Annotated in this window: 20 protein-coding genes; 13 read left to right on the top strand and 7 right to left on the bottom strand. The window is 70.0% G+C overall.

Annotation, left to right across the window (positions count from 1 at the left end; all coding sequences use genetic code 11):
- The first annotated feature begins 6 nt into the window (after positions 1-6).
- The 6 genes from pstB to G401_RS0117755 all read left to right on the top strand — a co-directional run bounded on the left by pstB (position 7) and on the right by G401_RS0117755 (position 6,110).
- Positions 7-798 carry a phosphate ABC transporter ATP-binding protein PstB gene (pstB, locus tag G401_RS0117780; RefSeq protein ID WP_027343574.1) on the top strand — a complete coding sequence of 264 codons (792 nt, stop codon included), beginning with the start codon at positions 7-9 and terminating at the stop codon, positions 796-798.
- Positions 799-961: 163 nt separating this feature from the next.
- The gene (locus tag G401_RS0117775) at positions 962-1,180 is read left to right on the top strand and encodes a DUF397 domain-containing protein (RefSeq protein WP_027343573.1); all 219 of its coding nucleotides are present in this window, start codon (positions 962-964) and stop codon (positions 1,178-1,180) included.
- A gap of 215 nt (positions 1,181-1,395) precedes the next feature.
- Complete coding sequence (locus G401_RS0117770; protein WP_245601750.1) at positions 1,396-3,006, top strand: vWA domain-containing protein; 1,611 nt, start codon at positions 1,396-1,398, stop codon at positions 3,004-3,006.
- The gene (locus G401_RS0117765) at positions 3,003-3,602 is read left to right on the top strand and encodes a hypothetical protein (protein ID WP_027343571.1); all 600 of its coding nucleotides are present in this window, start codon (positions 3,003-3,005) and stop codon (positions 3,600-3,602) included. The genes G401_RS0117770 and G401_RS0117765 overlap by 4 nt, the downstream gene beginning before the upstream one ends.
- A gap of 22 nt (positions 3,603-3,624) precedes the next feature.
- Entirely contained in the window at positions 3,625-4,779 is a 1,155-nt protein-coding gene (locus G401_RS0117760; protein WP_027343570.1) for a hypothetical protein, read from the top strand.
- On the top strand, positions 4,779-6,110 hold the full coding sequence (locus G401_RS0117755; protein WP_034591944.1) for a toxic anion resistance protein: 1,332 nt from the start codon (positions 4,779-4,781) through the stop codon (positions 6,108-6,110). The genes G401_RS0117760 and G401_RS0117755 overlap by 1 nt, the downstream gene beginning before the upstream one ends.
- Positions 6,111-6,182: 72 nt before the next feature.
- Here G401_RS0117755 and G401_RS0117750 read toward each other — a convergent pair whose 3' ends face one another.
- The 3 genes from G401_RS0117750 to G401_RS46460 all read right to left on the bottom strand — a co-directional run bounded on the left by G401_RS0117750 (position 6,183) and on the right by G401_RS46460 (position 8,971).
- Entirely contained in the window at positions 6,183-6,875 is a 693-nt protein-coding gene (locus G401_RS0117750; protein WP_027343568.1) for an anti-sigma factor, read from the bottom strand.
- Positions 6,872-7,429 (bottom strand): ECF RNA polymerase sigma factor SigK, encoded by a 558-nt coding sequence (gene sigK / locus G401_RS0117745; protein ID WP_027343567.1) that lies wholly within the window; start codon positions 7,427-7,429, stop codon positions 6,872-6,874. Before sigK ends, G401_RS0117750 begins: the two co-directional genes overlap by 4 nt.
- 291 nt (positions 7,430-7,720) lie before the next feature.
- Positions 7,721-8,971, bottom strand: coding sequence for a sialidase family protein (locus tag G401_RS46460; RefSeq protein WP_157545820.1), 1,251 nt, complete (start codon positions 8,969-8,971; stop codon positions 7,721-7,723).
- A gap of 439 nt (positions 8,972-9,410) precedes the next feature.
- Here G401_RS46460 and G401_RS46455 point away from each other — a divergent pair, with 439 nt between their 5' ends.
- The gene (locus G401_RS46455; RefSeq protein ID WP_064741791.1) at positions 9,411-11,321 is read left to right on the top strand and encodes a putative bifunctional diguanylate cyclase/phosphodiesterase; all 1,911 of its coding nucleotides are present in this window, start codon (positions 9,411-9,413) and stop codon (positions 11,319-11,321) included.
- On the opposite strand, the gene G401_RS52870 is transcribed toward G401_RS46455, so the two are convergent.
- Entirely contained in the window at positions 11,308-11,925 is a 618-nt protein-coding gene (locus G401_RS52870) for a DUF1345 domain-containing protein (RefSeq protein WP_027343566.1), read from the bottom strand. The genes G401_RS46455 and G401_RS52870 overlap by 14 nt on opposite strands.
- A 67-nt stretch (positions 11,926-11,992) precedes the next feature.
- Between G401_RS52870 and G401_RS0117720 the strand changes: the two genes are divergently transcribed.
- Complete coding sequence (locus tag G401_RS0117720; RefSeq protein WP_027343565.1) at positions 11,993-12,943, top strand: phosphotransferase family protein; 951 nt, start codon at positions 11,993-11,995, stop codon at positions 12,941-12,943.
- 6 nt (positions 12,944-12,949) lie between these two features.
- Here the strand turns inward: G401_RS0117720 and G401_RS0117715 are convergent, their stop codons facing one another.
- The gene (locus tag G401_RS0117715) at positions 12,950-13,612 is read right to left on the bottom strand and encodes a class I SAM-dependent methyltransferase (protein WP_027343564.1); all 663 of its coding nucleotides are present in this window, start codon (positions 13,610-13,612) and stop codon (positions 12,950-12,952) included.
- Between the two features lie 157 nt (positions 13,613-13,769).
- Here G401_RS0117715 and G401_RS0117710 point away from each other — a divergent pair, with 157 nt between their 5' ends.
- From G401_RS0117710 to G401_RS0117705, 3 genes are all read left to right on the top strand, one after another.
- The gene (locus G401_RS0117710; RefSeq protein WP_027343563.1) at positions 13,770-14,510 is read left to right on the top strand and encodes a hypothetical protein; all 741 of its coding nucleotides are present in this window, start codon (positions 13,770-13,772) and stop codon (positions 14,508-14,510) included.
- Positions 14,511-14,699: 189 nt separating this feature from the next.
- Positions 14,700-14,900: a hypothetical protein gene (locus G401_RS55900; protein WP_157545818.1), complete on the top strand. Its 201-nt coding sequence runs from the start codon at positions 14,700-14,702 to the stop codon at positions 14,898-14,900.
- A 611-nt stretch (positions 14,901-15,511) separates the two neighbouring features.
- Positions 15,512-15,994 (top strand): hypothetical protein, encoded by a 483-nt coding sequence (locus G401_RS0117705; RefSeq protein ID WP_027343562.1) that lies wholly within the window; start codon positions 15,512-15,514, stop codon positions 15,992-15,994.
- A gap of 51 nt (positions 15,995-16,045) precedes the next feature.
- Here the strand turns inward: G401_RS0117705 and G401_RS0117700 are convergent, their stop codons facing one another.
- Positions 16,046-16,957: an NADP-dependent oxidoreductase gene (locus tag G401_RS0117700; protein ID WP_027343561.1), complete on the bottom strand. Its 912-nt coding sequence runs from the start codon at positions 16,955-16,957 to the stop codon at positions 16,046-16,048.
- A gap of 81 nt (positions 16,958-17,038) precedes the next feature.
- Here G401_RS0117700 and G401_RS55895 point away from each other — a divergent pair, with 81 nt between their 5' ends.
- Both G401_RS55895 and G401_RS0117690 read left to right on the top strand, forming a co-directional pair.
- Positions 17,039-17,224 carry a hypothetical protein gene (locus G401_RS55895; RefSeq protein WP_245601756.1) on the top strand — a complete coding sequence of 62 codons (186 nt, stop codon included), beginning with the start codon at positions 17,039-17,041 and terminating at the stop codon, positions 17,222-17,224.
- An 87-nt stretch (positions 17,225-17,311) separates the two neighbouring features.
- A complete protein-coding gene (locus G401_RS0117690) occupies positions 17,312-18,358 on the top strand; it encodes an exo-alpha-sialidase (RefSeq protein WP_027343560.1) in 1,047 nt (348 codons plus the stop codon).
- Here the strand turns inward: G401_RS0117690 and G401_RS0117685 are convergent.
- Positions 18,353-19,696: a GH1 family beta-glucosidase gene (locus G401_RS0117685; RefSeq protein WP_211240764.1), complete on the bottom strand. Its 1,344-nt coding sequence runs from the start codon at positions 19,694-19,696 to the stop codon at positions 18,353-18,355. The two genes, G401_RS0117690 and G401_RS0117685, sit on opposite strands and share 6 nt — an antisense overlap.
- Between the last annotated feature and the right edge of the window lie 73 nt (positions 19,697-19,769).

Here is a 19,769-nt window from a genome sequence, read left to right as displayed (position 1 = left end):
ACTACCGTGCCCGACACCTCCGTCGCGGGCGGCCTGCACGCCCAGTCCATCTCGGCCTGGTTCGGTGACCGGCAGGTCCTCGACCAGGTCACGCTGAGCATGCCGGCCGGCGCCGTGACCGCGCTCATCGGGCCGTCCGGCTGTGGCAAGTCCACGTTCCTGCGCATCCTCAACCGCATGCACGAACTGGTGCCCAAGGCGACGCTCGCCGGCGAGGTGCTCCTGGACGGCCAGGACATCTACGACGCGCAGTGGCGGCTGACCGACGCGCGCCGCAACATCGGCATGGTGTTCCAGAAGCCGAACCCGTTCCCGGCGATGTCCATCGCGGAGAACGTGACGGCCGGGCTGAAACTCACCGGCCGCCGCGCCTCCCGCGGCCACCGGGAGGAACTGGTCGAGGAGTGCCTGACCAAGGCCGGCCTGTGGAACGAGGTACGCGACCGGCTGCGCCAGCCCGGCGGCGCCCTGTCCGGCGGCCAGCAGCAGCGGCTGTGCATCGCCCGGGCCCTCGCCGTACGCCCGCGCGTGCTGCTGATGGACGAGCCGTGCTCGGCGCTCGATCCGACCTCGACGCGGCGGATCGAGGAGACGATCGGGGAGCTGAAGCACGAGGTGACCATCATCATCGTCACGCACAACATGCAGCAGGCCGCCCGGGTCTCCGACCAGTGCGCGTTCTTCCTGGCCGAACAGGGTACGCCGGGCGCGATCGTGGAGCACGGGCGTACCGAGGCGATCTTCAACACCCCGCGGGACCAGCGAACTTCCGATTACGTGCACGGGCGCTTCGGCTGACCCCGGTGCGTACGCGTACGTAGTCAATTCAGGCGACCTCCGGAGGGTGTACTCGATTCGCCGGAGCGGGCGAAACCGGTATGTCCGGCGCGCGGATGGGGAAAGATGGCGGGTGATGTGCGGGCACGTCGGCGTGCCCGCGCCTGGGCCAGGGGTGATGGACATGAAGCCCGTACAGCATCCACTCGCACAGTCAGCACAGTGGCGTAAGAGTTCGCGCAGCAGTCCCAGCGGGGACAACTGCGTCGAAGTGGCGTTCCTCGGCGAGGCCGTCGCGGTACGCGACTCGAAGGCGCCCGACGACGGCACGATCGTCTTCGGGGCCGCGGCCTGGCGTGAGTTCATCGCGGCCACCAAGGCCGGGGAGTTCGACCGCGCCTGACGATCACGGGGCCCGGGATCCGTCCCGGGCCCCGGACCACCTCATCCGGCAGCGTCGATTCATCTGCCGTTCACTATGCGTTCATTCTATTTTGCCTTGTCACGACCTGATACCAAGGGAATCGTTCGTGCGGTCCGGTGCTTCGCCGGCCGTAGGGAGTCGAGACCCTTGGGAGGGGCACCGTGCGGGTGCGCGCACTCGTCATGTTGGCCGCGGTGGCGGTAACGGCACTGGCCGGCTGCACATCGGACGACAAGGACCAGCCGCAGAGCGGGCGATCCGGATACGTGGCCGATCCGAAGGTGCTCAACCTGGTGGCCGGTTCGGAGCAGCAGAAGATCCTGGACACCGTGGTCGGCCCGTGGTGCAAGAGCAAGGGCTACGACTGCCGGTTCAAGACGCTCGGCTCGGTCGACCAGGCGCGGCTGCTCAAGTCCGGTGACACCGACTACGACGCGTACTGGTTCGCGAGCTCCGTCTTCTCGCAGATCGGGGACACCGCCAACACGCTGCAGGACGTCAAGCCGATGTTCCTCACGCCGATCGTGTACGCCGGCTGGAAGAGCGAGATGGACCGGCTCGGCTTCGTCGGCAAGAAGGACGTGCAGATCTCCGACATCCTCACCGCCGTCGAGTCCGGACGGACGAAGGTCTGGGTGACCAACCCCACGCAGTCGAATTCCGGCGCGACCGCGCTGTTCGCCTTCATGAACTACTTCGCGGGCAACACCACCGGGCAGTCGCTGACGCAGGCGCAGCTGGACTCGGCGAAGGTCGACGACGGCATCACGCGGTTCATCCGCGCGATGGACGCCACGCCCCCCTCGACCGGGACGCTGATGGACCAGTGCCTGGCCAGTCCGGCCACCTGCAAGACTGTCTTCACCTACGAGGACCTGGTCATCGAGAAGAACCAGGAACTCGTGGCGGCCGGCAAGGAACCGCTGTACGCGGTCTACCCGCGGGGCTCGCTCGCGATCAGCGACGCGCCACTCGGCTTCCTGCCGCACCACGCCGACGCCGACGCCGGTAAGCGGGCGATCGTCGACGACCTGCAGAACTACCTGCTCACCGATGCCGACGCGAAGGCCAAGCTGCTCGGCCTGGGCCGGCGGCCGGCCACGAGCATCGGCCTGACCCTGGACAACCCCGACCCGAAGGTGTTCAACCCGGGCTGGGGCATCCAGGCGACCATCAAGGAGCAGGGCATCCAGTACCCGGCCGCGGCCGTCATCACCGCCGCGCTCGACCGGTACCAGACCCATTACCGCAAGCCGGTGAACGCGTACTACTGCCTGGACGGCAGCGGTTCGATGGGCGACAACCAGGGCTGGGACGGCGTCAAGGCGGCCGCGCACCAGGTGTTCGACCAGGATCAGGCCACGCTGAACTTCCTGCAGACCGGCCCGCAGGACCGGACCACGGTCACCGTCTTCAACAGCGGCATCACCAAGGGCCCGTGGGTCGTCGACGGCAACGATCCGGCCAGGCTGCACGACGTCACGACGAAGATCAACGCGTACAAGCCGGGCGGCGGCACCAACATCTACGCCTGCCTCTCCGACGCCGCGGCCAAGCTCGCCGCCGACACCGACGCGTCCCGCAAGAAGCTGATCATCCTGATGACCGACGGCATGTCCGACACCGGCGACCGCGCGGCCGGCCTCGACGCCGTGAAGGCGCTGGGCGTACCGGTGATCTCCATCGCCTTCGGCAGCGACGCCGACCCCGGCCAGCTGAAGGAGATCTCCGGCGCGACCGGTGGCGCGTTCGTCCAGCAGAACGACATGGTGGCCGCGCTGCGGCAGGCGGCGGGCTACAAGTGAGGCATCGCATCGCGACGCCGGCGGCGCTCCTGGCCGCCGTCGGCGTCTTCGCCGGGGTCTTCCTCGTCACGGGCAGTGTGCTGTGGTCGCCCGTCCTCGCCGCACTCGCCGCCGTCGGCGTCTACCTCATGGTCGACGACCGGCGCGCGGCCCAGATCAGCGACGACGCGTACGCGGCCGACGCCGAGGAGAAGATGGACGACGTCCTCAAGGTCATTCGGGAGATCCGCCGGCAGGCCAAGGACGTCCTCTCGCCGACCGCCAAGCACCTGCTCCAGCAGTCCTGCGACTACGTCCCCGAACTGCTCAACCGGGTCAAGCAGCGCTCGCCCAACAGCCTCTACTCGAACGCCAGCCAGCTCGGCGCGCACCTGACCAGCCTGTCCGGCGCACTCACCCAGTACCTCGACATCCAGCGCAACCCGGCCTTCTACACCGACCCCGCCGCCCTGCTCCAGGGCGGCGAGGAGGCGTTCGGGCGGTTCGCCGAGTTCACCGTGGACAGCCTGCGCCTGGTCAACTCCGGCGACCTCGCCCAGTACCAGGCCAACCTCCAGACCGTCGCCCCGCCCAAGCTGCCGCAGCTCGGGTCCTAGGAAAACCGCCAAGGAGTACGCAGTGAGATTGAGTCCCCGGTTCCTCATCGGGCTCGTCCTCGTCCTCGTTGCCTGCGTGGTGGCCGCGCTCGTGCTCACCCGCAACAAGGACGCCAAGCCCGGAAACGGCGGGAACACCGCGGCCGACCAGGTGACCGTGAACTGCGTCGGCGGCTCGGAGAAGTCGGAGCTGATGGCCGACGCGCAGGTGAAGAGCATCCTGCACGACAAGTACGGCGTGACGGTCACCTTCAACGCCCAGGGCTCCTACGACCAGGTGCAACTGTCCACCGACGACCTCAAGTCCCGCAAGGTGGACTGCCTGTGGCCGTCCAGCGCCAGCGCTCAGGGCGTCTTCGAGGCCCAGCACAAGGGGGCGTTCCCGGCGTACCGGGCCGAGACGGTGCTGCAGTCGCCGGAGGTGATCTACGCCGGGCCGGCCGGCACCGCCGCGCTCACCAAGGCCGGCATCGTCCAGCAGCGCGGCAGCCTCTACTACATCGTGGACATGAAGAAGCTGCTGCTGGACTATATCCTCGCGCACAAGACGTGGGACTCGATCGGCGCGACGGACCTGCACGGGCCGATGAGCGTCTCGTCGACCGACCCGGCCCGGTCCAACAGCGGGTTCACGCTGACGCAGCTGGAACTCAACATCATCGCCACCGCCGACGTGTTCCAGGCGCCGAGCCGCGAGCAGGCCGGCAAGGCGCTGCCGACGATCCGGGCCCTCTACGACGCGCAGGGCCTGCAGGCGGCCAGCTCGGACTCGGGCTTCCGGCAGTGGCTGACCCAGGGCGCGGAGTTCCACGCGCCGCTGTACGCCGGCTACGAGAACCAGCTCATCCAGCAGGTCGTGCAGCTGGGTACGGGCAGCAAGGACGTGCTCAAGAGCGTCAACGTGCTCTACCCGGACCCGACGATCTACAGCGACCACCCGATCCTCGCCCTCGACGCGGCGGCCGGGCGGTTCATCGACGCGATGAAGGACCCCGACGTCCAGAAGCTGGCCTGGACCAAGTACGGCTTCCGGTCGAGCGTCCAGATCGGCCTCAACGACGTCAAGGACTTCCCCGACCTGAAGCTCGCCGAGCAGATCCGCACCACGACCCCGCCCAACGCCGAGGTCACCCTCGCGCTGCTGGCCTGTGTGAAAGACGCCAAGGAGTGTCACTGATGTCCCAGCCGTCCACCGAGCTCCAGATCGACTTCGGCAGCATCGTCGGCGGTCCGGCGCAGCCCGCCGCCGGCACCGCTGACAGCGCCATCGCGAACGTCGTCGGCTCCGTCGTCGGCTCGACGGAGCCCAAGACACTGGTCTGCGCCGACCTGCTGACGCCTGCCCAGCGCGAGCAGGCCGAGAAGGCCGCCCTGCAGCTCTACCCGCAGATGCTGGCCAACACCGACGCGCTGGCCACCTTCGGCACCAGCGCCATCGACGGGGTCAACGCGCAGGTCCAGCGGATCTTCCGGGAGGTCGGCCCGGTGCGGATCCCGGAGCTGACCTCGATCATGCACGAGATCAACGACCGCATGCGCGACTTCCGGCACAAGTACGACCCCAAGGACCCGAAGGTACGCGAGACCTTCGACAAGTTCATGGACTCGGTCAAGGGGCTGTTCCGCAAGGGCCGCGACCTCGTGGAGATGCTCTTCGAGGAGGCCCGCTCGGTCGAGCAGCAGCTGGACCGGATCGCCGGCACGCTGGTGGAAAAGCAGCAGCAGCTCAAGCGCAACGTGGTGCTCTGCGACGAGCTGTACAAGGCCAACGAGGCCGCGATCGGGCAGCTGATCGGGGCCATCGCGGTCATGGAGCTCATCCGCGACGCCGCCGTCGCCGACGCCCGCTCGATCACGATCAACCCCGGCGACGTCGACAAGCGCGACAAGGAGGAGCGCCTCGCCCGCGTCACCGAGTTCATCCAGGCGATCGAGGTCCGGATCAACGAGTTCCAGCAGCGGCTGTTCGTCGCCTGGTCCACCTCGCCGCAGGTACGCAACATCCGGCTGCTCAACTACGGCCTCGGCCAGCGGCTGGCGCTGCTGGTGAACCTGACCATCCCGACGATGAAGCTGACGATCGCCCAGTGGGGTCTGCTGTTGCAGGCCAACCAGGCGGCCCAGATGCAGCAGGCGGTGGCCGACGGCGCCAACGAGGTGCTCAGCGCGTACGCGAGCGCGGCGGGGACGGCCGTGCCGCAGATCGCCCGGCTGATCCAGACGCCGACGATCCGCCCGGAGACGATCATGGAGGTGGCCGCCTCGATCGACGCCCAGGCCAAGGGCATCGAGGACGCCGTACGCTTCGGGCAGCAGGCGCGCAACGAGGTCGTGACCGCGATCGTGACCGCCCAGGAGTCGATGTCGGCCAGCTCGCAGCAGCTGAGCCGCAATGTCGTCGACCTGGTGACGAAGGCCCGTCAGCCGCTGGCCCTGCCGCCGGCGCCGCAGCTGCCCGCGTCGGTCCTGGAGCAGGCGGGCACCCTGGTCCCGCGCGAGAACGCCTGACCCCAGGTTTGTCCCTCGGAGACAGGCCAAGCGATCGAAGGGCCGGCCCCGGTGCGGGCCGGCCCTTCGCCGTCAGAGCTTGATGTCGACCAGCATGGGCGGTGTCGGTGCGGCCGATCCGCCGGCGGGCTCCTTCGTCAGCCCGAAATCCGTCGCCTCGATGACATGGTCAATCAGCTGTACGCCGTCCGCCGACGTCCCTTCCAGCACCCCGGCCGAGCCCGCCTCGCCGTCGCGTACGAGCCACATCTGGTAGGACTTGCCGGGAGCCGAGGGCAGGTCGCGCAGGGTCACCACCGCCCGCGACAGCGACGGCGAGACCACCACGTTGACCTGGCCGCCACCGGTCGCCGGGGCGGTGTGCAGCTGCGCGTCCGGCGCGGCGAGCACGGCCGCGATGTCGTCCGCACGGGTGCGCTGGTCGCGCAGGCGTACCTGCTGTCCGATGAGGACGCCGACGAGCGCCAGCACGACCACGGCGGCCGCGGCCGCTCCCGCGTACGCGTACCGGCGGCGGGGCAGGGGAGTGCGGAACACCTCGGCGGACTGGCTCGTCTCGGCGATCCGGGCGAGCACGGCCTGGCGCAGGTACGCCGGCGGTTCGACCGGCTCGACCTCGGCGGCCGCCCACAACCCGAGTGTCTCGCGCATCTCGGCGATCTCGGTGACGCAGTCCGTGCAGGTCGCGAGGTGGGCTTCCATCTCCCGGCGTTCGGTGTCGTCCACCGCGTCGAGCGCGTACGCCGCGGTCAGCTCGTGACTCATCGCGCCACCGCCAGGCACTCCTTCAGTCGCAGCAGCCCGTCGCGCATCCGGGACTTCACGGCCGGCAGCCCGAGGTTGAGCTGCGCGGCGACCTCCCGATACGTGTGGCCGCCCCAGTACGCGAGGGTGATCGCCTCGCGCTGGACACCGCTGAGCGCGTCGAGGCACCGGCGGACCTGGCGGCGCTCGTCCACGGCCACGACCGCCTCGGCGACCTCGTCGTACTCCCGTCCGGGCGCGGCGACCGCTCGTTCGCGGCGCGTACCGGCCTGTTCGGCGCGTACGCGGTCGACCGCCCGGCGGTGGGTGATGGTCAGGATCCAGGCGAGCGCGCTGCCCCGGGCCGGGTCGAACCGGGCGGCGGTACGCCATGCCTCGACGAACGCCTCCTGGGTGACCTCTTCGGCCTGGGCGCGGTCGCGCAGCACTCTGGTCGCGACGGCGAGGACGCGCCCGGCCACCTGGTCGTAGAGGCGGGCGAACGCGCGCTGGTCGCCGGTGGCCACCAGGCCCAGCAACTCTTCGGCGGGGGCGTCCGCACCGGCACCGTCCATGCCGCCGAGCTTAGGCGATGCCCGTGGCAGTACGCGGGATGTCCGCCGGTCCTGAGTAGAAGGTGGCGCCGAGCTCGCGGAAGACCGCAGTGCCGCGGAAGATCGCCATGCCGCGGAAGATCGTCACGCCGCGGAAGACGGCCGTGCTCGCGGAAGATCGCTGTGCCCGCGAAGATCGGGGCAAAAGAAGAGTGGTCGGGCACGCACGGGGGAACATGCCCGACCACTTCACGGAGAATAATGACAGCGTCACGTACAGCTGTCAAGAAAGGTTGCCTGGAGTGGGACAGATCACGGAGATTCGGTCTGTCCGTTGAGGATCCACGGCAGGTTCACCTTCCGGAAGACGATCGACCGGTGCGAGGTCGAGTTGCTCGCGGTGTCCTCATTGACCTCCACGAGCATCCCGGTGAAGAAGTCGGCCGTCTTCGCCATGCTGGAGTAGCCGCCTTCCTTGACCGTGCCGGTGCCGAGCCCGGACCACGCGGGCAGCGGCGCGTCCGACAGCGGCCGCGAGTACTTCCACGTGTGCCCGTCGTCGTAGCTGATCCGGATCGCCATCTTCGTACGCGTATCCGTGGCGTTCGAGTTGAGGAACTCCATCCGGGCGGGCGCGCTCGCGTTGTACCGCAACAGCGACGCCTGGCAGATCGGGTCCGGCAGGTGTCCATCAACGACATAGTCAGTGAAGCCACCCTCGATCGTCCCGCGCGTGACCCACCGGTAGTGCTGGGTGGCGGTCGGGTTGTCGGGCCGGTCGCTGCGGTAGAGCGTGCCGTCCATGGCTTCGAGGATCATCGACTCGTTCGTGCCCTCGACACGCGTACCGTCGGCCTTCTTCAGCAGCTCGTACTGCCAGGTCGCGCCGTCGTCGTCGCTGTAGATGTCGCGGCCGATCGCCGGGATCACGAGCCGGCCGGCGTGCGCGCCGAACGTCAGCTGGATGCCGACGCCGGGACCGACCGCGTCCCAGGCCCAGGGCGTCACTCCGTCCGCCTTGGTGTGCGGGGTGAGGGTGGCGGTCATGTCGACCGGCGTACTCCAGGTGAGGCCGTCGTCCGTGCTGGTGGACAGCCAGGTACGCCGATCTCCCCACTGGCTGATCGCGGTGGTTCCGGCGGCGCCGGACTGGCTGTAGCCGGCCGGGTTGGAGCTGAGGAAGAGGAAGATCTTTCCGGTGTTCTGGTCGACCACGGCGGTCGGGTTGCCCCAGGTGCCCTGACCGGAGCCGACGACCTCGGACAGGGCGCCCCAGGTCGCGCCGTTGTCGGTCGATCGCTTGTAGATGAGGTTGATGTTGCCGTAGTCCGCGTTCGAGGACGCGCGGCCCTCGGCGAACGCGATGAGCGTGTCGGCCTTGGTCCTGATCAGCGACGGGATCCGGAAGCTGTGGTACGTGATGCCGTTGAGCACTTCGGAGCCGCCGCCGTCGAAGAGCAGCACCTCGGAGTGGGCGGCGGTGGCCGCGTGGGCGGGCGCGGCCATGGTGGCAGCGGTGAGGGCCCCGGCGACCAGCGCCCCGAGCACTCGCCTCGCAGTCATCCCACGTGGGATGTCCCTATTGCGCATTGAGCCACTTCCTTTGATGGGAGGGATGCGTTACATGGTCGCTGACCGATGCCGTCCGGGCAAGAGGTGTCTTGGCGGGCGAGGGCGTCCCGCCGGGTGGGCCGTTCGGTCGAAGATGAACCCGACATCAAGCCACGAACGGCGTCGTAACCGTCTGTTCCAGCATTTATGCACTTATGCCGGGTGTGAACCTTGGGTTAGTCTTTGCGCTCTACTGTGCCGGCGGCCTCACGGGGGGTCCGGTCGTACGCGGAGGTGACCGGTGGCGATCACGTTACCGCGAGAATGGTGGCCCGCGCGGTCCCTGTCATTGCGGCTGCTCGTCGTGGCCTCGGGCCTGACGGGGGTCGCGCTGATCGCGTTCCACCTCGATCAGCTGAACACCGCGGCGGGGCGTCCCGCCTTCTGGATCATGACAGTGCTGTCGCTGCTGGCCGCCGTGCAGGCGTTCGTGGCGGTCGATCCGCGGGGCAGTACGGTGGTGAGCTGCCCGACGCTGTGCTTCACGTTCGCGATACTGCTCTGCTGGGGCGTCGCGCCCGCGCTGCTGATCGAGGCGATCGCGGTGGCGCTGGTGGCCGCCCGGCTGCGGCACACCGCCGCCCAGACCGTCCTGGTCATCGGCCAGTACGCGGTCGCGTTCGGCGCGGCGTACGCGGTCCTCGTCCTCGGCGATCCGCACCCGTTCACCACCGTCGCGGTGTCGCACCGGCTGCTGGACGCGCTCACCGTCGCCCTCGCGGGCGGCGCCTTCCTCGCCGTCTACTCCGCGATGGTCATGCTGACCGCGCGGCTGCGCCTCGGGCGTACGCGCTGGCGGCGGGTCGGCGAGCCGCTCAAGCACCAGACCCTGTTCAAGGCGTCGCTGGTGCTGCTCAGCCCGGTGCTGGCCGTCTCCGCCCACGTGAACCAGTTCTTCGTGCTGCTCATCCTGGTCCCGATCTTCGCCGTGCAGCGCATGGCGAGGCTGTCGGCCGAACGCGACTTCGCCTCCCGGGTGGACCCGCTGACCGGGCTGGCCAACCGGCGTACGCTGCAGATCCGCTTCGCCGACATGGTCAACGCGCCGGTGCCGGCGGACCAGGCGGCCGCGTCCTCCGTCGCCCTGCTGATGCTCGATCTCGACCGGTTCAAGCACGTCAACGACACCCTCGGCCACGAGGTGGGCGACCGGCTGCTGATCGCGGTCGCCGACCGGCTCGCCCGGCACGAGCCACCCGACGGCGTCGTGGGCCGGCTCGGCGGCGACGAGTTCGCGATCCTCGTCCCCGGCCTGAGCCGCCCCGAGCAGGCGTACCAGTTCGCATCGCAGGTGCTGGCCACGCTGAACGAGCCGATGCACCTCGACGGGCTGCTGGTGGACATCACCGCCTCGATCGGCGTCGCCTGCTACCCCGAGCAGGGCGGCGACTTCGCCACCCTGATGCGCCACGCCGACGTGGCCATGTACGAGGCCAAGCGGCGCGGGGACGCGGCCGTCGGCTACGAGGCCACGGCCGACGAGAACGGGCCGCAGCGACTGAGCCTGCTCAGCGACTTCCGCCGGGCCCTGGAGGTACGCGACCGCGACGAGGTCGCCCTGCACTACCAGCCGCAGGTGGACCTCGCGACGCAGAAGGTGGTCGGCGTCGAGGCGCTGCTGCGCTGGCGGCACCCGACCCGGGGCCTGGTCAGCACCGCCGACCTGCTGCACGTCGCCGAGCACACGACCGTCATGCAGCTGCTCACGATGCGGGTGATCGACGAGGTCGTGGCGCAGGTGGCGCGGTGGCGGGCGGCCGGGCTGACGCTGCGCGCCTCGCTCAACGTCAGCGCCCGCGACCTCTACAACACCGACGTGGTCGCCCAGCTCGCCGGGCGGCTGCGCGACCATCGCGTACCGCCGGAGCAGATCCAGCTGGAGATCACCGAGAGCGCCCTGATGGGCGACGTCGCCCGGGCGCAGACCACCATCGCGCACGTCTCCGACCTCGGGGTGGCCGTCGCGCTCGACGACTTCGGCACCGGCTACTCGTCCCTGCAGCACCTGCGCAAGCTGCCGCTCACCGAGATCAAGATCGACCGGTCGTTCGTCGGCGGCATGGCCGGCAACAGCGACGACGCCGCGATCGTGCGCTCCACGGTGGAGCTGGCGCGGGCGCTCGGACTGCGTACCGTGGCGGAGGGCGTCGAGAACGAGTACACCTGGCGGATGCTGCAGGAGGTCGGCTGCACGGTGGCACAGGGCTACTTCACCGCCCGCCCGATGCCCGGCGCCGATCTGCCCGGCTGGCTCGCCGGCTACTCCGCGGCCAGGATCCGCAAGCCGCTCACTTCTGCGTGATCACGCCGACCGCCACGGCCAGCACGATCGCGTTGTAGAAGAAGCTGACCACGCTGTGCACCATGACGTGCCAGCGCAGCGGCCGCGTGCGTACCGAGACGTCCGAGGCGGCGAACGACACCGCCACCGTGAACGAGAAGTACAGGTAGTCGACCAGCCCGGGCGGCCCGCCGCCGGGGAAGTCGAAGTCCTCCGGCCAGGTCGCGTAGAAGCGCGCGTACCCGATGTGCAGCAGCAGCCAGGCGGAGATCATCGCGAGCACGCCCAGGGCCGTGACCAGCCCGCTCAGGTCGTTGTCGCCCGGCTCGAACAGCACGTCCAGCGCCGCGCCCAGGCCGGTCAGGCTGGCCGCCGCCGACAGGAAGAAGCTCAGCCGCCGGCCCATGCGCGGCTCGGGCCGCGGCGCGCCCGGCCGCCGCCGGTGGCGGGCGATCGCGCCGCCGATCAGCAGATAGAGCAGCGCGACGCACACCCACAGGGCCAGAAACAGCGCCTGCGCGCCCTCGTTGTCGCTGCCCACCAGGGTGTACGCGAGTCCGCCGACGGCGAGCAGCAGCTCGATCGACCGTGCGGCGAACCAGGCGAGGCGCCGCGCCCATTCCATGTCGGATTTATACCGTATAGCCGGACGGGGTTGCGTGTGGGAGCGCTCTCTCGGCATCCTGTCCGACATGCAGAGCGTGACCAAACCCGTGCTGACCGACGACGACGTGGCCCGGATCGTGCGGGACGCGCTCGGCGCCGAGGTCGTCGAGAGCGCCGAGTTCACCGACGGCTACTTCAACGCCGCGTTCGGCGTACGCACCGCGGACGGGCGGTCCCTCGTCGTGAAGGTGGCCCCGCCGGCCGGGCTGAAGCTGCTGCGCTACGAGGTCGACCTGATGCGTACGGAGATCGAGTTCTTCGAGCGCGCGGCGGACGCCGGAGTGCCCGTCCCCGCCGTCCGGTACGCCGACCCCGACGCCGGGATCATCATCATGGACCGGCTGGGCGGCGAATCGTTCAACGACGCCAAGGCGAAGCTGCCCACCGCCGACGTGCTGGCGATCCGGCGGGAACTCGGCGCGATCAGCGCGGGGATCAACCGCGTACCCGGCGAACTGTTCGGCTATCCGCGGCGCGACGGGCGTACCCGGTCGAGGTCCTGGCGCGAGTCCTACCTGGACATCATCGACGACATCCTGGCCGACGCGGTGGAATACGACCGTGAGCTGCCCCTGCCCGCCGCCGGGGTACGCGCGGTGGTCGAACGCCACGGCGCGCTCCTGGACACGGTGACCGAGCCCCGGCTGGTCCATTTCGACCTGTGGGACGGCAACGTCTTCGTCCGCGACGGCCACGTCGAGGGCATCATCGACGGCGAGCGCGCCCTGTACGCCGACCCGCTGCTGGAGCTGGTCTCGCTGAGCCTCAACGGGCCGGAGGACAACGCGGCCGTGCTGGACGGCTACGTCGGCCGGTCGCTGACGGCGGAGGAGGCGACGCGGTTCTGCCTGTACCGCGTCTACCTGTGGCTGATCCTCGTCACCGAGGGCGCGGTCCGCGGCTACCCGCCGGAAGCGGACGGCCTGCGGCAATGGGCGCTGACCCGGCTCACCGAAGACCTCGCGTCGCTGGCCTGACGGTGGTCAGGCGGCCGCCGGCCTGACCGCGATCAGATAGCCGTGCGGCGTCTTCTCGCCGTTCTCGGGAGCGCGGACACCCTGGAAGGACAGCTCGAACCCGGCCGACCGCAGCAACTCCGCCAGGTCGGCCGGCTGCTGGCGGTACCAGTCGATCGCGATCGGCATCCCGAACGCCTCCGTACGCCGTGACACCTCGTCGCCGACCTGGAAGATGAGCATCAGCCCGCCGCCCGGCGCCAGTACCCGGAAGAACTCGGCGAACACCTGAGGCCGCAGCTCGTGCGGCACATGGATGATCGAGTAGCAGGCCAGGATCCCGTCGACCGAGGCGTCGGGCAGGTCGAGGTCCAGCATCGACCCGACCTCGAAGCGCAGCTCCGGGTGGTCGCGCCGGGCCCGCTCCACCATGCCCGGCGCCAGGTCGATCCCGAAGGCGTCCACGCCCAGCCCGGCCAGCAGGGCCGTCATCTGCCCCGGTCCACACCCGACGTCGAGTACGCGCCGCGCCCCGCCGATCCGCCGGGCGAACACGCCGAGCAGGGCGACGTCCCACGGCTGCCGTTCCGGATCGGAACAGATGACGCTGACGATGTCGCCACCGGAGTCGGCGGCGATCAGGCGGCTGTAGGAGTCGGCGGTCTCGGCGAGGAAGGCGTACCCGGTCATCCGGCCAGCCTAGATCATCGATGGCCGACGTTTGCCCAGGCGAACAGGCGTTCGTACGCGTACCGACACGGAATGTCATACCCCGTGGCTACGGTGGTGGCGTTCGGTACTCCTGGATGTCACTAGTCGGTGCGACTATGAATGTGGGGAGGACGCGATGGCCGTGGAGATGCCGCCGTGGTGCGGTGAGTGCGACCCCGACACCCGCCGGTTCGACCTGGGCGACAGCGAACGGCGCTGCGCGCAGTGCCACCCGTACTGGGCCTTCGGTCACGACTCGGTCGAACCCCGCCGGGTGCCCGTGGGCCGGGCCGAGCAGGAGCAGGCGGCCCGCTGGCTGGCGTACGAACTGGTGAGCCTGCGCGCGCTGCCGACCGACGAGCTGCGCCGGCGTACCCGCAAGTTCTTCGAGGCCGGCTGGTCGCCGATGGACATCGTGCACGCCCTCGACTTCGACCCGGACGGCAGCCTGGTCAGGTTCGCGCCCAGCGCCGAAGACCCGGCGGACCGCGTACAGCGGCGGGTGCTGAACCTGCTGTCGGCCTGGTGCGACGAGAACGGAGACCCGTTGCTGTCGCCCGCCCAGCAAGCCGAGGTACGCCGCGAGCGCATGCACTCCCGGCAGCGGGCGCAACAGGAGAAGTGGGCCGAGCTGGCGGCTCGGCGTACGGACCCCCAGGCGTCGGTCCGCTCGGGCGCCCGGCAGATCGCCGCGGCGGCCGCCTTGCGCGCCAAGCAGATGCACCTCGAAGCCCGCCAGCGCGAACGGGCCGCCCGGCTCGCGGACGAACAGCAGCAGCGCCGCCGCGACGAGCAGATCCGCGAACAGCTGTCCCGCCTCCAGGGGATCCCGTTGCCGCGCAACGGTTCCGACGCGCTGGAGGAGTCCCGGACCTGACCGTCCATACGCGACAGTCGCGCCCGCCATACGCGATGGTCACCTCGGCCGGGCGGCAATGGTCACCTCCGCCAGGCGGCAATGGTCACCTCAGCCAGGCGTGATGGTCGCGCCTCGCGGCGGGATGGCGGGACTGTCGCGGCCGAATATGGCGCGCGAAGTGTCGCCGGTCGCCGCTACCGTGATCGCATGATGCGCGGAACCATGGGGGCGCGGCTCGTCCTCGCTCGTTGGCTGGCCGAATGGCAGTCGGCGCACGCTCGCACGGACGGATGGCTGCACCCGGCCGCTCGTCGGGGCGCCCGGTTGCGGCTCGACTCCATCCCTCCACTCCGGACAGGTCTCTTCCCGGTACGCATGCGCACGTCGTCGCGTACCGGCCGCCGCTGATCCCCGACAAGGGTTCGAGAACCTGGATTCGACCGCAGCCCCGGTACGCGTATGTGGGGACGCCGTAGGTCGGGGCTGCGGCACGGTCAGCGTGATCGAATACCGCTATGACGGCACTGCGATGCCGATTCCCTTGATCGAGTACCGCTCATACGGCAGGAGAGCGTTTTCTTGCCGAATTAGCGGTATTTGATCACGCCGAGATGGCCGGGAATGCCGTTATAGCGGAAGACGATCACCGACCGCTGGGGCGTTGGGCTTCATCGTGACGCGAAGGCTTGATCAAGTACCCACATGCTGTCAAAATCGACCCGTTTTTGCAGCTCCCCGGCCCTTGATCAAGCAATGTAGATCAATCACTACAGCTTCCGGGCACTCGATCACAATCGGAACGGGCCAAGCGTGCGGCGACCCGCCCACACGTGGGGCCGGAGAGTCGATGACGACAAATGCCGGGCCTGCCCAAGGCGCGATCGATCGGGATGACCTTCTCAGCGCGGGGTCAGCTTTTCGGCGGGGAACACCGTGCTTGCGGGTGGCGCCCATTATGGACCTCGATGCGAAAATCGATCGGCTTAGCGGGGGCCGTTGATCAAGGGGAGGGAACGTCGATGACGACGGAGAGGGAGGGCGGCGGCGCGCGCTTCGTCCGCGGCCTGCTGTTCGCGGTGCTGATCGTCGCCGTGATCGTTCTGCTGGCGGTGTTCTGGCGGCAGACGCTCGACGGCGCGAAGTCGGTCGGCGGTTTCGTCGGCGACCGGTTCCCCGGTGACACGGGCGGCCGCGTCGCCGTGGTGCTCTACCTGGTGGTCGCCGCCGTCGTGGGCGTGCTGTTCTCGAAGGCCGGCCACTTCACCGCGTACGGGATCGCGCTCGGGATCATTCCGCTGCTGTGGTTCCTGTTCTGGGAGGGCTTCCCGCCCCTCGGCCTGAAGCCGAGCTGGGCCGCGGACGCCGGGTTGACCCACCTCAATCCCACGAACGTGATCGTGTGGGCGGTCGTCGCCGACATCGTGGTCACCCTCGTCTTCGTGCCGCTGGAACTGCGCGAGGGCTGGCGCGCCCGCAAGCACCGCCTGGCCGACGCCGACTAGGTCACCAGACCCGAAGGAGATGCCGCCCGGGACGACCCGGGCGGCATCCGCTCACTCCATCACCAGAACGATCTTTCCGCGCCCGTGGCCGGTCTCCTGGTCGCGGTGCGCTTCGACGACGTCCTTCCAGGCGTACGCGCGGGGTGGCAGGACCAGTTCGCCCCGGGCCGCCAGGGCGACGACCTGCGACAGGCGCTCCGGGGACCGGCCGGCGCGGACGACGCGGATCCCGTGTTCGGCGGCGAGGCGGTCGTCCACAATGGTGCCGATGCGGTGCCGGTCAGCCACGATCTCGGTGGACTGCGCGATGGCGTCGCCGCCGATCGCGTCGAGGGCGACGGTCACCGGGCCCGCGGCCGCGGAAGCCACGCGCGCGGGCAGGCCGTCCCCGTACGCCACCGGAATCGCACCCAGCGACCGCAGGTAGTCGTGGTTGGCCGGGGAGGCCGTGCCGATCACGGTGGCGCCGCGCAACCGGGCCAGCTGGACGGCCACGGTGCCGACGGAACCGGCCGCCGCGTGCACGAGCAGCGTGTCGCCCGCGCCGACGGACAGTTCGTCGAGGGCGCCGGACGCGGTCTGCGAGGCCGCCACCAGCGCGGCCGCCGAGGGGAAGTCGAGAGTGGCCGGTTTGCGCACGACGGTGGCGGCGGGCACGACGACGTGGGTCGCGTACGCGCAGAGCATCGCCGAGCCGAGCACTTCGTCGCCGGCCGAGAACTCCGCGACGTCCGGGCCGACGGCTTCGACGGTTCCGGCGTACTCGTTGCCGAGGCGCTGGGGGAAGGTGGCGGGCATGAAGGCGGACATGGCGCCGGAGCGGAACTTGACGTCGAAAGGCTGTACGCCGGCCGCCGCGACGCGGACGCGTACCTCGCCGGGGCCGGGCTCGGAATCCGGCATCTCGGCGAAGTACAGCACGTCCGGCGGTCCGAAGCGGTCGAAGACCGCGGCAGTTGTCATGACACGAGAGTGCCTCGGCGGGAGTGCTTGAGACCAGGTCCGACCTGTGGGAGATTGGGCGAAGCGAGAAGGAGGTCGATGATGACCGAAGACGCTGATTTCGCCCGGGAAGATCACCTGGTCCTGCGGACCGGGGCCGACCAGCCGTGGGATCCGGTGGACCTGGCCATGGCGAAGGGCTGGGATCCGACGCCGCACAACATCGAACGCGCCGCCCGGGAACTCGCCGAACTCGGCCCCGCGGCGATCGAACGCACCGTTCCCTAACAAAGGCCCGCAGCACAAGGATGAACCCGGTACGCAACGCCGGGCGGGTGTCGTGCTGCCGCCGGAACCGAGGACTACGGTGAGGTCATGGTGACCTTTCCGTCCGTCATCGTCGCCCGCGCAACACCGGGCACCCTGCCGCACTTTCCCGACGCCGTACGCCTCGCGGACGGCCGTGTGCTGTGCGCGTACCGGGAGAGCACCGGTCACGTCCGGGCCGACGGGCGCGTCATGCTCGTCGAGTCCGCCGACGACGGTGCCACCTGGTCGAAGCCGCGGGTGGCCGTCGACGGCGAGCACGACGACCGCGATCCGAAACTCGTGCAACTCTCGGACGGTACCGTCCTGCTCAGCTACTTCGTCCTCGAATGGAAGGCCGAGGCCGGCCGGCCGTTCCGGGTCTGGGGCACCTATGTCGTGCGCAGCGCCGACGGCGGCCGGACCTGGTCGGCGCCGGTGCTCGTCGGCGGCGACCAGATGCGCTGGGCGGTGTCGCACGGCGCGCCCGTCGAGCTGCCCGGCGGCGACCTGCTGCTGCCGGTGTACGGGACCGACCCGGAGCGGCTGCTCGATCCGGCCGCCGAGGTGCACGTACGCGACGCGCTGAAGCTCGAACGGGCGGTCGTCGTGCGCAGCCTGGACGGCGGGCGTACCTGGCCGGCCGAGACCGCCGCCGTCGTCGCGTCCGGGCACGCCTTCCACTTCCAGGAGCCGACCCTGACGGTGCTGCCCGACGGCGGGATCGTCGCGTTGATCCGGACGACGGCGAAGCACGCGTACCTGTCGCGGTCGGCGGATCGCGGGCACACCTGGAGCCCGCCCGCCGAAACCGATCTGCCGGCCTCCTCCCACCACGTCCTGACGCTGGGCGACGGCGGGGTGCTCGTCGCGTACGGGGACACGTCCCGGCGGTTCTCGCCGCGGCGCAACACCGTCGCCCGGGTGGTGCCGCGGCCGGCCGAGACCTGGAACGGGTGGCCGGACATCGAGTTGTACGACTCCGGCCACTACGACCAGGCCAACCCGTCGAGCGTCGAGATCGCCCCGGGCCGGTTCCTCACGATCGGGTTCGACGTGCCGCACGGCACGGTCGTCGGCGTGTTCAGCAGCCGCGACGACTACCCGAGCTCATAGCCCGTTGGCCGCGATCACGTCGCGGTACCACCGGGCGCTGTCCTTGAGCGTCCGCCGCTGCGTCTCGTAGTCGACGTGCACGATGCCGAACCGCTTGCCGTAGCCCAGCGCCCATTCGAAGTTGTCGAGCAACGACCAGACGAAGTATCCGCGCAGGTCGACTCCGGCCGTGATCGCGTCGTGCGCCGCCTTCAGGTGCCCGTCGAGGTAGGCGATCCGGTCGGGGTCCGCGACCCGGCCGTCCGCGGCGACATCGGCGTACGCGGCACCGTTCTCGGTGATCATCACTGGCACGTCGTAATCCCGCTTCAGCCGCGTGAGCAGCTCGAACAGGCCACTCGGGTCGACCGTCCAGTCCATCTCCGTGAGCGGGCCGGGCGTCTTGTGGAAGGCCACCCCGGTCGACCCCGGGAACGGCCACGGCCCGGTCTGCGGTTCGGCGGCGGCACCGACCAGGTCAGGCTGGTAGTAGTTGACGCCGAGCACGTCGATCGGCGTACTGATGGCCTTCAGGTCCGCGTCCTGCACGAACGACCAGTCGGTCACGGTCCGCGTGTCCTCCAGGACATCCTCCGGGTACGCGCCGCGCAGGATCGGGTCGACGAACAGCCTGTTCAGCAGCCCGTCGATCCGCCGCGCCGCATCGAGATCGGCGGGGGAGTCCGAGACGGCCCGGACGGCACCCTGGTTCAGGGCGCAGCTGACGAGCGCGTCGGGGGCGGCTGCGCGTACAGCCAGATTGGCCAGGCCGTGGGCGAGCAGCAGGTGATGCGCGGCGGTGAGACCCGCGGCGCCCTCTGCCCGCGCCGGGGCGTGCGCGCCCGAGGAGTAACCCAGGAAGGCGCTGCACCAGGGCTCGTTGACGGTGCACCACAGGGCGACGCGGTCGCCGAGGCGCTCGGCGGCGGCGGTGGCGTAGTCGGCGAAGCGCTCGGGCGTGGCGCGGGCGAGCCAGCCGCCGCCGTCCTCGAGCGACTGCGGCAGGTCCCAGTGGTAGAGGGTGGCGACGGGCTTGATCCCGGCGGCGCAGAGCTCGTCGACGAGCCGGTCGTAGAAGTCGAGCCCGCGGGTCTCGCCGCCGAAGACGCGGGCCCACGAGATCGAGAACCGGTACGCGCCGAGCCCGAGCTCGCGCATCAGGCCGACGTCCTCGCGGTAGCGGCGGTAGTGCTGGGCGGCCTCGGCGCCGGTGTCGCCGTGGGCGACGCGGCCGGGCTCGGCGCAGAAGGTGTCCCAGATGGACGGTACGCGGCCGTCCACGTCGACCGCGCCCTCGATCTGGTAGGCGGCGGTCGCCGCACCCCACCAGAAGCCCGCCGGGAAGCGCCGTTGCGTCATCGTCCTGCCTTTCGGTCCACTCGGGATCATGCTTGGAGAGCGCTCTCCACCCGCGGTCCAGAGTCGCGAAGCG

Origin of the sequence: Hamadaea tsunoensis DSM 44101 (genome assembly GCF_000428945.1) — a bacterium.
GTDB lineage: Bacteria > Actinomycetota > Actinomycetes > Mycobacteriales > Micromonosporaceae > Hamadaea > Hamadaea tsunoensis.
This window is presented reverse-complemented; position numbering and strand designations above follow the sequence as displayed.

Excerpts from the sequence above, each read along its gene's own strand:
- G401_RS0117775 (WP_027343573.1), top strand. The coding sequence starts at position 962 with ATGAAGCCCGTACAGCATCCACTCGCACAGTCAGCACAGTGGCGTAAG.
- G401_RS0117755 (WP_034591944.1), top strand. The coding sequence starts at position 4,779 with ATGTCCCAGCCGTCCACCGAGCTCCAGATCGACTTCGGCAGCATCGTC.
- G401_RS0117750 (WP_027343568.1), bottom strand. The coding sequence starts at position 6,875 with ATGAGTCACGAGCTGACCGCGGCGTACGCGCTCGACGCGGTGGACGAC.
- sigK (WP_027343567.1), bottom strand. The coding sequence starts at position 7,429 with ATGGACGGTGCCGGTGCGGACGCCCCCGCCGAAGAGTTGCTGGGCCTG.
- G401_RS46460 (WP_157545820.1), bottom strand. The coding sequence starts at position 8,971 with ATGACTGCGAGGCGAGTGCTCGGGGCGCTGGTCGCCGGGGCCCTCACC.
- G401_RS46455 (WP_064741791.1), top strand. The coding sequence starts at position 9,411 with ATGACAGTGCTGTCGCTGCTGGCCGCCGTGCAGGCGTTCGTGGCGGTC.
- G401_RS52870 (WP_027343566.1), bottom strand. The coding sequence starts at position 11,925 with ATGGAATGGGCGCGGCGCCTCGCCTGGTTCGCCGCACGGTCGATCGAG.
- G401_RS0117720 (WP_027343565.1), top strand. The coding sequence starts at position 11,993 with ATGCAGAGCGTGACCAAACCCGTGCTGACCGACGACGACGTGGCCCGG.
- G401_RS0117715 (WP_027343564.1), bottom strand. The coding sequence starts at position 13,612 with ATGACCGGGTACGCCTTCCTCGCCGAGACCGCCGACTCCTACAGCCGC.
- G401_RS0117710 (WP_027343563.1), top strand. The coding sequence starts at position 13,770 with ATGGCCGTGGAGATGCCGCCGTGGTGCGGTGAGTGCGACCCCGACACC.
- G401_RS55900 (WP_157545818.1), top strand. The coding sequence starts at position 14,700 with ATGATGCGCGGAACCATGGGGGCGCGGCTCGTCCTCGCTCGTTGGCTG.
- G401_RS0117705 (WP_027343562.1), top strand. The coding sequence starts at position 15,512 with ATGACGACGGAGAGGGAGGGCGGCGGCGCGCGCTTCGTCCGCGGCCTG.
- G401_RS0117700 (WP_027343561.1), bottom strand. The coding sequence starts at position 16,957 with ATGACAACTGCCGCGGTCTTCGACCGCTTCGGACCGCCGGACGTGCTG.
- G401_RS55895 (WP_245601756.1), top strand. The coding sequence starts at position 17,039 with ATGACCGAAGACGCTGATTTCGCCCGGGAAGATCACCTGGTCCTGCGG.
- G401_RS0117690 (WP_027343560.1), top strand. The coding sequence starts at position 17,312 with ATGGTGACCTTTCCGTCCGTCATCGTCGCCCGCGCAACACCGGGCACC.
- G401_RS0117685 (WP_211240764.1), bottom strand. The coding sequence starts at position 19,696 with ATGACGCAACGGCGCTTCCCGGCGGGCTTCTGGTGGGGTGCGGCGACC.